Annotated in this window: 15 protein-coding genes; 11 read left to right on the top strand and 4 right to left on the bottom strand. The window is 72.7% G+C overall.

Annotated features, from left to right (window positions below):
- Positions 1-69 precede the first annotated feature (69 nt).
- The 10 genes from OOK34_RS09285 (at position 70) to OOK34_RS09240 (ending at position 7,849) form a co-directional block, all read left to right on the top strand.
- A complete protein-coding gene (locus OOK34_RS09285; protein ID WP_267033386.1) occupies positions 70-246 on the top strand; it encodes a daptide-type RiPP in 177 nt (58 codons plus the stop codon).
- Between the two features lie 74 nt (positions 247-320).
- On the top strand, positions 321-497 hold the full coding sequence (locus OOK34_RS09280) for a daptide-type RiPP (protein WP_267033386.1): 177 nt from the start codon (positions 321-323) through the stop codon (positions 495-497).
- Positions 498-553: 56 nt separating this feature from the next.
- Entirely contained in the window at positions 554-709 is a 156-nt protein-coding gene (locus tag OOK34_RS09275; protein WP_267033385.1) for a daptide-type RiPP, read from the top strand.
- Between the two features lie 164 nt (positions 710-873).
- Positions 874-1,068: a hypothetical protein gene (locus tag OOK34_RS09270; RefSeq protein WP_267033384.1), complete on the top strand. Its 195-nt coding sequence runs from the start codon at positions 874-876 to the stop codon at positions 1,066-1,068.
- On the top strand, positions 1,065-1,817 hold the full coding sequence (locus OOK34_RS09265; RefSeq protein WP_267033383.1) for an ABC transporter ATP-binding protein: 753 nt from the start codon (positions 1,065-1,067) through the stop codon (positions 1,815-1,817). Before OOK34_RS09270 ends, OOK34_RS09265 begins: the two co-directional genes overlap by 4 nt.
- Complete coding sequence (locus OOK34_RS09260; protein ID WP_267033382.1) at positions 1,810-2,553, top strand: ABC transporter permease; 744 nt, start codon at positions 1,810-1,812, stop codon at positions 2,551-2,553. The genes OOK34_RS09265 and OOK34_RS09260 overlap by 8 nt, the downstream gene beginning before the upstream one ends.
- A gap of 14 nt (positions 2,554-2,567) precedes the next feature.
- Entirely contained in the window at positions 2,568-4,244 is a 1,677-nt protein-coding gene (gene mpaP / locus OOK34_RS09255) for a daptide biosynthesis intramembrane metalloprotease (RefSeq protein ID WP_267033381.1), read from the top strand.
- A 43-nt stretch (positions 4,245-4,287) separates the two neighbouring features.
- Positions 4,288-6,822, top strand: a complete 2,535-nt coding sequence (gene lanKC, locus OOK34_RS09250) for a class III lanthionine synthetase LanKC (protein WP_267033380.1) — start codon at positions 4,288-4,290, stop codon at positions 6,820-6,822.
- Between the two features lie 17 nt (positions 6,823-6,839).
- A complete protein-coding gene (locus OOK34_RS09245; RefSeq protein ID WP_267033379.1) occupies positions 6,840-7,103 on the top strand; it encodes a hypothetical protein in 264 nt (87 codons plus the stop codon).
- A gap of 275 nt (positions 7,104-7,378) precedes the next feature.
- The gene (locus OOK34_RS09240; RefSeq protein ID WP_267033378.1) at positions 7,379-7,849 is read left to right on the top strand and encodes a RidA family protein; all 471 of its coding nucleotides are present in this window, start codon (positions 7,379-7,381) and stop codon (positions 7,847-7,849) included.
- Positions 7,850-7,889: 40 nt separating this feature from the next.
- Here the strand turns inward: OOK34_RS09240 and OOK34_RS09235 are convergent, their stop codons facing one another.
- From OOK34_RS09235 to OOK34_RS09220, 4 genes are all read right to left on the bottom strand, one after another.
- Positions 7,890-8,729, bottom strand: coding sequence for a PhzF family phenazine biosynthesis protein (locus tag OOK34_RS09235; RefSeq protein WP_267033377.1), 840 nt, complete (start codon positions 8,727-8,729; stop codon positions 7,890-7,892).
- Between the two features lie 126 nt (positions 8,730-8,855).
- Positions 8,856-9,620, bottom strand: coding sequence for a proline hydroxylase (locus OOK34_RS09230; RefSeq protein WP_267033376.1), 765 nt, complete (start codon positions 9,618-9,620; stop codon positions 8,856-8,858).
- A gap of 112 nt (positions 9,621-9,732) precedes the next feature.
- Positions 9,733-9,924, bottom strand: coding sequence for a hypothetical protein (locus tag OOK34_RS09225; RefSeq protein ID WP_267033375.1), 192 nt, complete (start codon positions 9,922-9,924; stop codon positions 9,733-9,735).
- A 121-nt stretch (positions 9,925-10,045) separates the two neighbouring features.
- Entirely contained in the window at positions 10,046-12,988 is a 2,943-nt protein-coding gene (locus tag OOK34_RS09220) for an alpha/beta fold hydrolase (RefSeq protein WP_267033374.1), read from the bottom strand.
- Between the two features lie 824 nt (positions 12,989-13,812).
- Between OOK34_RS09220 and cutA the strand changes: the two genes are divergently transcribed.
- On the top strand, positions 13,813-14,139 hold the full coding sequence (gene cutA / locus OOK34_RS09215) for a divalent-cation tolerance protein CutA (protein ID WP_267033373.1): 327 nt from the start codon (positions 13,813-13,815) through the stop codon (positions 14,137-14,139).
- The last annotated feature ends 9 nt before the right edge of the window (positions 14,140-14,148 follow it).

Genomic DNA, 14,148 nt, shown 5'->3' with positions numbered 1-14,148 from the left:
GCAGGCACGGCCGCGCGGTGCGGTCGGAAGCACCCCCTGATCGACTCACACGGAACAGGAGCACCTCTCATGCAGGACAACCTCGCGATGGACGCCTTCCCCGCCCTTGAGCTCGGCATGCAGGAGCTGGAGGCCATGGAGGCCCCGGGCTGGTGGACGGGCGTCGGCGTCAGCGCCGGTGTCGTGGTCGCCTCGGCGGCGGCCTACGGCAGCTACGTCGGCTCCGCGGCCCTGATCGCCACCTGAGAAGCCCGTACCGCCCAGGGCGGTACGCCCCGCACATCCACTGATCGACCCACACGGAAACAGGAGCACCTCTGATGCAGGACAACCTCGCGATGGACGCCTTCCCCGCCCTTGAGCTCGGCATGCAGGAGCTCGAGGCCATGGAGGCCCCGGGCTGGTGGACGGGCGTCGGCGTCAGCGCCGGTGTCGTGGTCGCCTCCGCGGCGGCCTACGGCAGCTACGTCGGCTCCGCGGCCCTCATCGCCACCTGAGAAGCCCGTACCGCAACACACCGCTCGACCAACCCACACGGAAACAGGAGCACACCATGCAGGACGTTCTGAAGCAGGACATCCCCACCGCCGGTCTCGAGCTGGGCATGCAGGAGCTGGAGGCCATGGAGGCCCCGGGCTTCTGGTCCGGCTTCAAGCAGGGCCTGGTCATCAGCGGCGTCGCCGTGGCCAGCGCCACGCTCGCCACCTGATCCCTCCGGTAGCCCCGGCTACCGCGATCACAGCAGACCGGACCCCCGGTCTCCCAGGGTGACTTGGTCCCGTGGCGGTGGCGCACAGCCACCGCCGCGGGCCCCCTGCACCGGATCACGAACGACACGCGACACGCACAGAGCTGAAGGAAGAGGGAGCCAACATGCCGAAGGAGAATCCCCGCAAGGGGACGAACGGTCAGCTGGGGACGACGGCCGCGCTGCTCGCGCTGGCACTCGCCGTCGCCAACGCGCAGCTGACCGGGGCCGCGCTCGTCGCCGTCATGACGGTCATCGGCCTCGGTCTGGTCGGCTGCGCCGCCAAGGTCGGCGCCAACGTCGCCGCAGGCAAGCGATGAGCGCCGCCGGCGTCGTCCGCGCCTCGGGCCTGACGAAGGAGTTCGGCCCGTTCACCGCGGTGCAGGACCTGAGCTTCGAGGTCCGGCCCGGCCGGGTGACCGGACTGCTCGGCCGCAACGGCGCCGGCAAGTCCACGTCCCTGCGCATGCTGCTCGGCCTGGTCCGCCCCACCTCCGGCACCGCCACCGTCTTCGGCCACCCCTACACCGAACTCCCCGACGCCGCCCGCCGCATCGGCGTCTGCATGGACGGCATCGGCCCCACCCCCGGCGCCTCCGGCCGCCGCGACCTGCGCATCTGGGCCCGCACCCTGGGCGTGTCGAACGCCCGCGTCGACGAGGTACTGGACCGCGTAGGCCTCGCCGACAGCGCCGACCGCGCCGCCAAGGGCTACTCCACCGGCATGCGTCAGCGCCTCGCCCTGGCCACCGCGCTGCTCGCCGACCCCGAACTCCTCGTCCTGGACGAGCCGGCCAACGGCCTCGACCCGGACGGCATTCGCTGGCTGCGCGACACCCTGCGCGCCCTGGCCGCCGAAGGCCGCACCGTCCTGGTCTCCAGCCACCTCCTCGCCGAGGTCGAACAGACCGTGGACGACGTGGTGATCATCCAGCGCACCCTGCGCTTCGCGGGCTCCCTCGCCGAGCTCACCTCCGACGGCGCCGAACGCCTCGAGGACCGCTTCTTCACGCTGGTGGACGAGGACGCCGCGACCAGCCAGCGCACCGAAAGGCTCACCCATGCGTAACGTCCTCGCCGGCGAGTGGATGAAGGCCTGGACCGGCCGCACCTGGCTGATCCTCGCCTCCACCGGGATCTTCATGTCCCTCCTCACCTGCTTCGGCTACGCCTCCCAGGGCGACGAGACCATCGCCCTCGGCCAGACCACCGCCGCCGCCGTCACCGACGACATGGCCCAGGCGTGGATGATGACCTTCCTGATGTCCGCCGTGTTCGGCGGCATCCTCGTCACCCGCGAGTACAACTCCGGCTCCATCGCCCGCTCGGTCCTGCTCAGCGGCGGCCGGCTGCGACTGCTGTCCGCCAAGGCCCTCGTCGCCACCGCGGCCGGCCTGATCAACGGCCTCCTCGCCGCCGTCCTCGCCGTCCTGTGCGCCTTCGCGCTGCCCGCCCGCTTCGGCTTCACCGCCGACTGGACCGGCCACACCACCCGCATCGTCCTCGGCGTGGTCACCGTCAACGTCCTCGCCGCCCCCTGGGGCGCGCTCCTCGGCTGGATCATCCGCAGCCAGCTCGCCACCGTCGTCACCGTCATCGCGCTCACCCTCCTCGTCGAACCGGGCCTCCAGGAACTCGCCCCGCAGGTGGCCAGGTACCTCCCCACCATCGCGATGAGCTCCGTCTACCTCGACGGCAAGCCCGAGCTGCTCTCCGTACCGCTCGCGCTCCTGGTCCTCGCCGGCTGGCTCGCCGCCGCCGGGACCGCCGCCCGCCAGCTGCTGCTCTCCCGCGACGTCATCTAAGGCGTGATCCAGACATGTCCACCAAGACGCTCACCAGGAAGACGCCGGCGAAGCCGGCCACCACCGCCGACTGGGACCCCGCGCTCCTGGAGCGCCCGCGCATCGCCTCCAACGTGGAGATCCACGCGCCCACCGAAACCGGCGCCCCCTGGGTCCTCCAGCGCGGCCACCACCAGCACTTCCGCCTCCAGCCCGACCTGGCACGCCTGGTCCGGGCCATGGACGGCTCCCTCGACCACACCGGCCTCGCCGAGGTCCTCGGACCGCCGTGGACCAGCCACCACGTCGCGACCGCCGTGCACAAGCTCGCCGATTCCAAGGTCCTCGACGACGGCAAGCCCATCGAGCGCCGCAGCACCTGGTTCCGGTTCGTCCCCCCGATGACCCTCCAGTTCACCGTGCTGCGCCCCGAGCGGCTGCTCTCCCGCCTCGCGCCGCTCGTCAACCTGCTCGCCGGACGGACCGCGGCGGCCGTCGCCGCCGTGTTCGTCCTCGGCGGCATCCTCGCCCTGGCCCTGCTGGCCCCCGAGATGGACGCCGCGCTCGGCCGGCCGCTCCCCTTCTCCGCCTACTTCGGCGTCCTCATCGGGGTGCTCGCCACCACCGCCGTCCACGAGATCGGCCACGGCGCGGTCCTCACGTACTACGGCGGACGCCCCAGCCGGATGGGCGTGATGCTCTTCTACATGTCGCCCGCCTTCTTCTGCGACGTCTCCGACGGCTGGCGGCTCTCCCGCAAGGAACAGCGCGTCAAGGTCGCCCTGGCCGGCATCGCCACCCAGAGCGTGATCGCCGGGGCCGCGGCCCTGACCGCCCTCCTCCTGGGCCCCTCGGACCTGCGCGACGCCGTCCTCGTCTTCGCCGTCGCCACCTACACCAGCGGCATCGTCAACCTGCTGCCCTTCGTGAAGCTCGACGGCTACATCGCGCTCATGAGCCACCTCGACGTCCCGCACCTGCGCGACCGGGCCATGACCGAAGCCCGCCGCTTCCTCGCGCGGATCCTCTTCGGCGGCCGCGGCTACACCCGCGAACTCCCCGGCCGGCGCTGGGCGGTGGCCTTCGGACTGGCCTGCATGGCCTTCCCCCTCTACGTCATCGCCGGCGCCCTGACCCTGTGGTCCGACCTCCTCCAGCGGCTCGGCGCCGTCGGCACCAGCACCGTCCTGATGGCCGTCTGCTACCTCGTCTACCGCCTCGGCCTCGGCTTCACCCGCCTCGCCGGGGAAGGCCGCACCGCCGGAGCGCCGGCGTGGCGCATCGCCGCCGCGGCCGTGCTGCTGACCGGGGCCGCCGGGGCCGCGCTGGTCTTCGTCAAGCTGCCCTACACCGTCGCCGCCGGGTACGTCGCCCAGGACCGGGGTCGCGTCGAACTCGTCCTGCCGAGCACCGCCCACCTCTCGGCGGTCCGCACGGACGCCACCGTCCGGCTCTACCGGGCCGGGCTGATGACCCGCGAACAGACCGGCACCGCGACCGTGGCCGCGCTGACCCGCACCGACACCACCGCCCCCCTGTCGGCCTTCCTGCCGGTGGCGTCCACCCCGCTGGAACTGCCCGTCGTCAGCTACCCGCTGACCGTCGGCGAGGCCCCTGCGGACCGCGCCGGAGCCGCGCAGCTCGACCTCGGCAGGCTCCCGCTGGGCGAGTGGCTGTACACGAAGTACGCCGCCCCGCTCTGGGGCTGGTAGCCCGCCCCCGTCCGCCCTTCCCCTGTCACGAACGGAGCGCATCATGGACCTTCGGTATCTGAACTACTGCCAGCCCGGCAATCCGTTCTACGACGTAGCGGCCACCGCCACCGCCGACGCCACCGCGTTCCCCGCGGTGACCGGCCCCCTCCCCGAGGGCTGGACCCGTACCGACAACACGCACTGGCTGCTGATGACCCCGCCCGGCGCCCGGCTCCCCGGCCAGGGCTGGAAGATCCACGTGTCGGCCACCCTCGACAACGCCGACCGGATCCTCGACCTGGTCTGGGACTTCTGCGTGGCCGAGCGGGTCACCTTCAAGTTCATCCGCAGCGCCGCGATCCTCAAGCTGCGCAACAGCAAGTACGGGGACCGGGGCAGCAGCGGCAAGTTCTTCACGGTCTACCCGGGCGACGAGGCGCAGCTGGAGCGGATCCTCACCGGCCTCGGGGACCTCCTCGACGGCGAGCACGGCCCCACCATCCTCAGCGACCTGCGCTGGCGCTCCGGCCCGCTGTACGTGCGCTACGGCGGCTTCGTCTCCCGCCTGGGCCGCTCCGAGTCCGGCGAGCTGGTGCACTGCATCGAGGACCCCGAGGGCCGCCTGGTGCCCGACGTACGCGGCCCGTCCTTCCGGCCCCCGTCCTGGGTGACGCTGCCCGCCTGCCTGGCCGACGCCCTCGCCGCCCGCAACTCCGCCACCCTCCAGGGCTTCCCCTTCCGCGCCACCAAGGCCCTGCACTTCTCCAACGGCGGCGGCGTCTACCAGGCCACCGACACCCGCACCGGCGGCTCCGTCCTGCTGAAGGAGGCCCGCCCGCTGGCCGGGCTCGACGAGGACGGCGCCGACGCCGTGGCCCGGCTGGAGCGCGAGCACTGGGCGCTGGAGCGCCTCGCCGGCCTGGACTGCATCCCGGCGATCGTGGACTACCGCAAGGGCCACGAGCACTGGTTCCTGGCCCGGGACTACGTGGAGGGCAAGCCGCTCGCCCGGGAACTCCTCACCCGCAACCCGCTCGTCAGCGACGACCGCACCGAGGGCGCGTACGCCGCCTACACGGCCTGGGCGCTGAAGATCCTCGACCAGGTCGAGCAGGGCGTCGACGCCATGCACGCCAAGGGGGTCGTCTTCGGGGACCTGCACCCCAACAACATCCTGGTCCGCCCCGACGACACCATCTCCTTCATCGACCTGGAGACCGCCTCCGCGGCCGACGCCCAGTCCGCGCAGGCCATCGGCGCCCCCGGATTCCGCGCCCCGGCCGGCTACACGGGCACCGCCGTCGACCGCTACGCCCTGGGCTGCATCCGGCTCGGCGTGTTCCTGCCGCTGACGGTCATGGCCACCTGGTCCCCGGCCAAGGCGGACCAGCTGATCGGACTGGTCGCCGAGCACTTCCCGGTGCCCGCCGACTTCGCCGACCGGATCCGCGAGGACCTCGGCCCCGCCCCGCACCCGGGGCACGCGCAGGAGGGCGACCCGCAGCCGCTGTGGACCCCGCCCACGCCCGCCACCTGGCCCGCCCTGCGCGAGACCCTCGCCGCCGACCTGCTGGCCAGCGCCACCCCGCACCGCGAGGACCGGCTGTTCCCCGGGGACGTGGAGCAGTTCTCCCTGCCCGGTGGCGGCGCCACCTTCGCCTTCGGCGCGGCCGGCGTGCTGTGGACGCTGGCCGAGCTGGGCTTCGCACCGGCCGAGGAGCACGTGGCCTGGCTGACGGACGCCGCCCGGCGCACCCCCGGCATGGGGCCCGGCTTCTACGACGGGCTGAGCGGGATCGCCTACGCCCTGGACCGGCTCGGCCGGGCCGAGGAGGCCGCCGCCGTCCTGGAGCGGATCCGCGAGGCCCCGCTGGAGGACGTGGACCACAGCCTCTTCGGGGGGCTCGCCGGGATCGGCCTGACCCAGCTGCACTTCGGCAACACCGACGAGGCCGCCCGGATCGCGGCGCTCCTCGCCGACCAGGCGCCGGGCGGGGTCGCGGGCCGGCCCCGGCCGGGGCTGCTGCGCGGGGCGGCGGGCGGGGCGCTGCTGATGCTCCGGATGCACGAGGCCACGTACGACCCCAAGTACCTCCACCTGGCGGGCGAGTTGCTGCGCTACGACCTCGCGGAGGCGGGCTGGTCCGAGGACACCTCCCCGGACGGCTCCGCCGACGCGCCCTGGAAGGTGCCGTTCCTGTCCTTCGGCGGCGCCGGCCTGGGCATGGTGGTCCACGAGGTGGCGCGGCAGCTGCCCGACCCGGAGTTCGTCCGGGCGCGGGACGCGCTGCGGGAGGTGACCGGCCCGTCCTTCGCGCTGAACTCCGGCCTCTTCCACGGCCGGGCCGGCGCCCTGCTGGCCATGCGGCACCTGCACGACGGGTCCGCCACCGCCGAGGCGGCCGTCCGCCGCCACCTGGACCGCCTCGGCTGGCACGCGGTGCGCTGCGACGGCCACCTGGCCTTCTTCGGCGACCACACCCTGCGCCTGTCCGCCGACCTGGCGACGGGTTCCGCCGGTGTCCTCCTCGCGGTGGAGGCCGCGCTGGGTGATGCTGGCCCCGGCCTGCCGTTCCTCGCGCCGGGCCCCCGTTGACCTGCCAGGAGTCCGCGATGCGCACCACCACGTACCACTTCGTCGTCGCCCCCGACGGCCGTGGCCCCGAGGGCGCGGCGCCGGAGCTGGCGGCGGTGCGGCTGATCTCGTTACTCCCGGCGGGCTGGGGCTACGCGCCCGAGTTCCCCGACGGGACGCTGTCCCTGCTGCTGACCCCGCCGTCCGGGACCACCGACGAGGCCGCCCACGCCGCCTTCGGCCGCACCTTCGCCGACCCCTGCCTGCGGGGCTGGACCTGGGCCAACCGGCCGGCTGACTAGTGCTGTGGCCGGAAAGGTTCACCGTGTCACGGCGCCCGGCACGGCACCTCGCCGCGTTGTCGGACCACGACGGTACGTCCAGTACGAGTCGCGGTCCTCCGCCTTGCGATGCACCGCACCGGACACCGCGACCCGGCAAACCTTTCCGGCCACAGCACTAGCAGATCGGCGTCCCGGTCGTGGCCACAAGGGCGGAGCAGCCCCCAAGAGGCCCCGGGCGGTGGGACGATGGTGTCGTCGTCGAGGTCACCAGATCGAGGCCACCAGGGGGTGCCATGAGCGTTGACGTCCGCGAAAGGCTTGCCGAGCTCGGATTACGGCTGCCGGAGGTCAGTCCCCCCAAGGGGGCGTACGTACCGGCCGTGCGCAGCGGGATACACGTCTTCGTCGCGGGCCAGATCCCGATGACCGGCGGCGAGCTGACCCAGACCGGCCGGGTCGGCGCCGAGGTGTCCCCGGAGCGGGCCAGGGAGCTGAGCCGGCAGTGCGCGCTGGCGGCCCTGGCCGCCGCCGACTCGGTGACCCCCCTGGAGTCCGTGGTGCGGGTGGTGAAGGTGGTCGGGTACGTGTCCTCCGCGCCCGGGTTCACCCGCCAGGCGGGAGTGGTCGACGGGGCGAGCGAGCTGCTCGTGGAGGTCTTCGGCGAAGCCGGCCGGCACGCGCGCAGCGCCGTCGGGATGGACATCCTGCCGCTCGACGCCCCCGTGGAGATCGAGATCGTCCTGGAGGTCTCCGACCCCGCCTGAGCGGTGGACCCGCCTGAGCGGTGGATCCACCTGAGCGGTGTCAGCCGATCGGGACCGCCGTGCCCGTCACCTCGATGCCGGCCGCCGGGTCCGCCGGGACGCCCACCGTGATCAGGCTCGGACGGCCCATGTCCACGCCCTGGTGGATCGTCAGTACGGCGGGCAGCTCGATCAGGCCCAGGCTCCGCAGGTATCCGCCCAGGGCCGCGGCGGCCGCGCCGGTCGCCGGGTCCTCGACCACCCCGCCGGGCGGGAAGGGGTTGCGGGCGTGGAAGACCTCCGGCGATTCGCGCTGGACCAGGGCGACCGTGGCCCAGCCGCGGCGCGCCATCAGGGCGCCGAGCGCGGGCATGTCGTAGTCCAGGTCGGCGAGCCTCGCCCGGCTCGCGGTTGCGAGCACCGGGTGCCAGGCCCCGGCGTAGGCGGCCCGGGGAGGCAGCGCGGGGTCGAGGTCGGCGGCGGACCAGCGCAGCGCGGCCAGCAGCCCGTCCAGGTCGTCCTCGGTGATGGCCTCCGTACGGGGCTCCACGCTCACCAGGGTGGCGACGACGGCCCCGTCCGGGCCGGCCGAGGTGGTCACGGGGACCGGGCCGGCCTGCGTGTGCAGCAGCAGATCGCCGACCCCGTGCCGCTGGGCGTGGGCGACGGCGGTGGCGATCGTGGCGTGCCCGCAGAAGGGCACCTCGGTCTGCGGGCTGAAGTAGCGGATGTCCAGCGCCCCGTCCTGGCGGGGAACGGCGAAGGCCGTCTCCGAGTAGCCGACGTCCGCCGCGACGGCGGCCATCGTCGCCTCGTCGATCCCGGTGGCGTCCAGCACCACACCCGCCGGGTTCCCGCCCAGCGGGTCGGTGCTGAAGGCCACGTAGCGCAAGAGGTCCATCACCCGAACGTAGCGGGCCCGTGACGAGGCGTCAAAATCCTTGAGTGGAACGGAAGTTGACGATAATCGGTCCGGGCCCGCGTTCGGCTGCGGCCTGAGGTTCCGGCCTGCGGTTCGGTGGGCCGGTCAGGCCCAGGTGAGCAGCTGGCCCGAGGTACCGAGCCCCACCGCGAACCCCAGTGCGATTCTGCGCGCCCCGCGACTGGGCCGTACGGCGTGGAAGAACCGGGGGTCGATCAGCAGCGCCTCGCCGACCTCCGGAGCCAGCTCGATGGATTCGGCGTCCCGCACCACCGCCTCGTCGTACCCGTACGAGGCGGGCAGCCGGTACGCCTCGTCCTCGGGCTGCCAGCGGTGCCTCCACAGCACCGTCTCACCGCCCGAGGGCGGCACGCTGAGGTAGAGGTTGAACGCGAACTGCCCGACCAGGGGCACGTCGAGCAGGTCCCCGGCGTACTCGCGGAGCGCGTCGTCGAAATGGACCTGGAAGCCCTGGTTGGGCTCCCGGGCCACCCCGTCGCCCATCTCCAGGCCGCCCCGGCGGCCTACCGCCACCCCGGCCGGCCAGGCCGCGGCGAGCGCCTCCCGGCTGGTGCGGAACGGATCGAAGGACAGGCCCAGCCCCTGCCAGGCCTCGTGGTGCCCCTGTAGCGCCTTCCAGTAGCTGTCGGCGACTCCTCCGCCCGCCATGTGGTCGCTGACGCCCACGCCGAACCGCATCACCGGCGGATCGACGCGGGCCTTCCCGTACGAGTCGAACGCCCGTTCCGCCAGCGCGCCGAGCACCTCGTCGCACCGCTCGCGCGACAGGAACCCGGGCACCCGGACCGCCGCGTACCGCCCGGCGGCCAGCCCGGCGAGCAGCTCGTGGGTGAAGGCCGGTGCGGTCACGGCGCGGAAGAACGGATCGTGCGGTGGAGCCGGTAACTCACTCTGAGTGGATTGCCCTGACGTCATTCGATCGCCCCCCGGCAGTCGGAAAGACAACAGAAAACAACGGCACCTATCCGGGATGCGCCCCGCTTGTCGCGCGGAACGCGGTCTTCGCATCGAGCTCCAATGCCTGGCGTCCGGCCTCCAGCGCTTCCATCGCGATCCGCCGGCCGACCTCCGCCTGCATTTGCTCCAGGTCGCTCCCCGGAGCGCCCCATCTGAGGGACTGGTCGTCGTTCGTATCGGTGGGGAGTGCAGTCATCGGCGGACCTCCGCGCATTTCGGTGTGGGACGCGTCACACAGGGTGAGGCACCGCCAGGCTACGCGCAAGCCCGCCACGGCCGTTGGGGTTCCGCTCAACTGCCCTGGAATGAGGGAGGTTTCACCCCGGCATCTCCCGCAGCGTCTTCTCCAGAAGGTCCCTGGCCTGCATCGACAGCGGATGCTCCGAGGCCACCACCCGGTCGAGATCGCGCACCAGCGCCTTCAGCTCGTTCACCGCTTCGGGCGTACGCCCCACGATGCCGAGGAGGACCAGCACGAAGGTCCAGCGGAAGCGCATCACCATGTTGGAATCCGGAGGCTGGGACGCGTCCCGCAGCGCCTCGCGGATCACCTGCTCCGCCTCTTGCGCGCGCCCCTGGCCCAGCAGCGCGTGCGCCAGCGTCTCGCGCACCCGCAGGATCTCCGGCGTCGACGGCGGCCAGTGGTTGCGGCGGCTGATGTCCAGGATCAGCCAGGCCTCCGCCTCCGCCTCCGTGTGCCGGCCCAGGGCCCCCATCGTCCGCGCCAGGGTGTGGCGCACCACGAGCGTGTCGTAGTGCTCCGGGCCGCGCACCTCGTTCTCCGCCTCCACGATGGAGCGCAGCATCTCCTCCGCCTTCTCCTCCCGCCCGCCCTGCTCGTTGATCGCACGGGCCAGCTTGTGCCGGCTGGCCAGGGTGTCGGCGTGGTTCTCGCCCAGGATCCGGGTGCGCGCCCGCACCACCAGGTCCAGCACCTGCTCGGCCTGCGTCAGCTGCTCCCGGTCGAGGTGGATGCGTCCCTGCTCGTGGCGCAGCCCCAGGATCTCCCGGTCGTCGATGTCGAAGCCGAAGGAGGAGCAGCGCTCGACCATCGGCATGACGAGGTCGTACGCGGGCCCCAGCAGCCCCGTCGCGATCAGGTAGCGGGAGGTCAGCCGGGCCAGCTCCAGGGCGTCGGTGCGCACCGTGCGGTCCGACAGCTTGAGGTCGCCGAGCAGGCACGCCCGGGAGACCTCCAGCGCGTGCGGGGCGAGCGCCGCCCACAGCGGCCAGTTCGCCGGGTGGTCGGGATTGCTCAGGTGGGCGGCCTGGAGCACCATCCGCACCGCCAGCCCGTAGTAGTCCGCGGGCCGCTCCCGTACCTCCGTGTCCTCCCGCAGCACCCCGTGTACCACGGGGTGCATGGTCAGTACGTGCGCCAGGTCGCGCTCGGCGACGCCCTCGCGCTCGTAGGCGTCCACCAGTCCGAACTCCTCCAGGCCCGTCAGGGCGGCGTTGGTGCGCGTCGGGGTGGTACCGGGGAACAGCGGGGACTGCGTGAGCAGCGGACCGTTCAGCAGGCACCGGTAGGGGATCGGGGCGATGCTCAGGCAGGCGAGGACCTTCAGCAGGGTCGCCGCCTGCGCCAGCTCCTGCTTGCTCAGCAGGTCCAGGGCGATCCCGCAGACCTTCTCCACGATCTCCCGGCCGAGGAGCTCGCTCAGGTCCGGTCCCGCCTGCCCCGGGGCGGTCTCGACCCGCGCGGCGACGGTCCGGCGGAACGTCTCGAAGTCCCGGATGTCGCTGTCCAGGGAGATCTGGCTCTCGCTGACCGCCTTGATCGCGTCGGCGGCGTGCCGCAGGGCCAGCGGCAGCCCGCCCAGCTGCTGCGACAGCCGGCGCGCCTCCTCGTTCGTACCGCCCAGGCCCCCCGTCCGCTCCAGCAGCATGGAGGCCCCGTCGTCCTCGCCCAGCGGCACGACCTGGTGGACGACGCTCCCCTCGCCCCACGTCTGGTGGCGGCGCACCCGGCTGGTGACCAGCACCGTGCCGTTGGCGTTCTGCGGCCGGCGCAGCCAGCCGGTCCCGTCCGCGACCTGGCCGCCGCGGGGGCCGAGGCGCTCGGGGTCGTCGGCGTTGTCGAAGATCAGCAGCCAGGGGTCCGGGCAGGCGTTGAGCAGCGTCCACACCAGATCCGTGGCCGTGCCGAGCAGCCAGGCCCGTTCCACCGTGATCGAGGGGGCGCCCAGATCACGGGCGATCATCCGCATCCGGAGGCTGAGCTCCGGCATCGACACCCACCAGACCCGGCGCCCGGCCCGCTGCGCCCGGTCGGCGGCCTCCAGCGCCAGCCGGCTCTTGCCCGACCCGCCCAGACCCGCCAGGACGTGCACCTTCTGGCGGGCTTCGCCGGCCAGCAGGGACGCGACCATGCTGTGCCGCTCCTGCCCCTTGAGCTGACCCTCCTCCAGCTGCCCGTACGGCGGGGGCGGGAAGGGCGCCAGGTCCGGCTCCCCGGCGGCGGGCGGCGGCAGCGAGGGCCGGCCGGCCGCCTCGGCGGGGGAGCGGGACGCGAGGGGCGTCACGTTCTCCGGCAGCGTCGTCGTCCGCTGCGCCGCCTCCAGCAGGGCGCCGCGTACGGCCATGTACGAGACGGCGGTGCGGTCGGCGGGCTGGACGATCGAGAAGTGGTCGGCGGTGACCACCCCGCCCTTGGGGAACACCCCGCGCGCCACCACGGGCGGCACGATGTCGTCGGCGGAGCCCCCGTAGGCGCGCACCGGTATGGGGCACTCCTGGTCGCTGTACGTCCGCCCGTGGACGACGGCGCTGAGGACGGTGCGCTGCGCCTCCGTCACGGCCCGGTCGAAGGGGCGCAGCTGCTGCTCCTGTGGATTGCTCCACAGCTTGAGGGCCTTGCGGACGGTGAGGAAGAAGCCGGAGCCGGTGTTGGGGCAGGCGAACATGGTGAAGTGCCTGATCCGGGCCAGCTCGGCGCCCTCGCCGTTCCACAGCTTGCGGGCCAGGAACCGCTGGACGATCAGGCCGCCCTGGCTGTGGGTGACCAGCACGATCCGCTCGGCGTCGGCGAGTTCGGTCTCCAGGAAGGTGCCGAGCTGGTCGGCGACGTCGTCGGTCTCGGCGACCCGGCGGTCGGGCCGGAGCCGGACGAGGGGGGAGTCGTACTCGAACCGGTGGACGCTGACCCAGTCGGCCAGCTCCGGGTCGGTGGTGAGGAGTTCATGGAACGCCGTCCACACCTTCGCGGAGGAGAACAGTCCGTGCACCAGCACGAGGTGTACGCGCGTCCGTACCACCATCGCGAACCTCCGCAGCCAGAATGTGGGTTGAAGCAGAAGGATTTCGGTCGCAGATGAAGAATTAGATGAAGAACTACCCGCGTCAATGATGCATGAGGGACGACCGCAGGAGCCATAACAAGACAGATCCGCCCCCGGCTCTCTGACGGCGCGCCGGGCGCGCGCCGGGGCGCACCGCGGCGCGGCGTCCGCCCCCGGGTGGGGGGGGTGTGTTGGGGACGTCGCCTCGCGGCGCGGGCCCGCCTGGCCCCGCCTGGTGCGGGCGGGCTCCGGCGGCGGGGCGGGGCGCCGGGTTGGCGGTGCCTTGGCTGGGCGGTGTCAGAGCTGGTTTGGGGGTTTCCCGGCAGTCCTTTGTCCTTCCGGTTCGGGCCGGCCCGTCAAGGGCGCTCCTTCGTCGCGTCGCTTCGCGATGGCCTTCGGCCACCCTTGACCGACCGTCCCGCCCCGGAAAGACAAAGGACTGCCGGGAAGCCCCCAAAAGAACGGCACGGTCCAAGAGCAAGGGACGGGTCCGTCAGCGATGAGGCGAGGGGCCGGGCGCAGCCGCGCCAGGCATCCGAGCCAGGCCAGCCCTGCCCCAGGGCCGGGGGCTCGGGCGCGGCAGATCGCTACGCGCTTCTCCCGTCTCAGCGTCCGCCGGCCGTCTGGGGCTGATACCCGCACCAGACGGTGATGAGGGCAGCGGCGGGAGCATCCGTCACCGTCGCCGGGGGCTGGACGGCTTATCCCGAACTGGCCGGTCAGTCTGGCCGATCGCTGACCTCGCCCTGGACTACCTCTGGGTAGTGTCCGTCGAGGCAAACCGACACAGCAGGAGGACCGCCATGGCGACCGACGTCGTGATCGCGCAGACAACGGTCGACAGCGAACGTGGGGCGAGTGAGTTGGCGCGAGGCGCGGTGGAGGCCCGACTGGCGGCCTGTGCGCACATCGACGCGCCCTTCACTGCCGTCTACCGGTGGAAAGGGACCGTTGAGACGGCTACCGAGTGGCGCATCTCGTTCAAGACGACACGAGACCGTCTGCCTGCCCTGGGCGCGTGGGTCGGGCAGGAGCACGGCTACGAGGTACCGGAGTGGATCGTATTTCCGGTAGAAGGCGGCTCAGATGCCTACCTGGCGTGGGTCGCCGAGGAGACGGCCCCCGCGTAGTCGTAAGGG

Source organism: Streptomyces sp. NBC_00091 (assembly GCF_026343185.1).
Lineage (GTDB): Bacteria > Actinomycetota > Actinomycetes > Streptomycetales > Streptomycetaceae > Streptomyces.
This window is presented reverse-complemented; position numbering and strand designations above follow the sequence as displayed.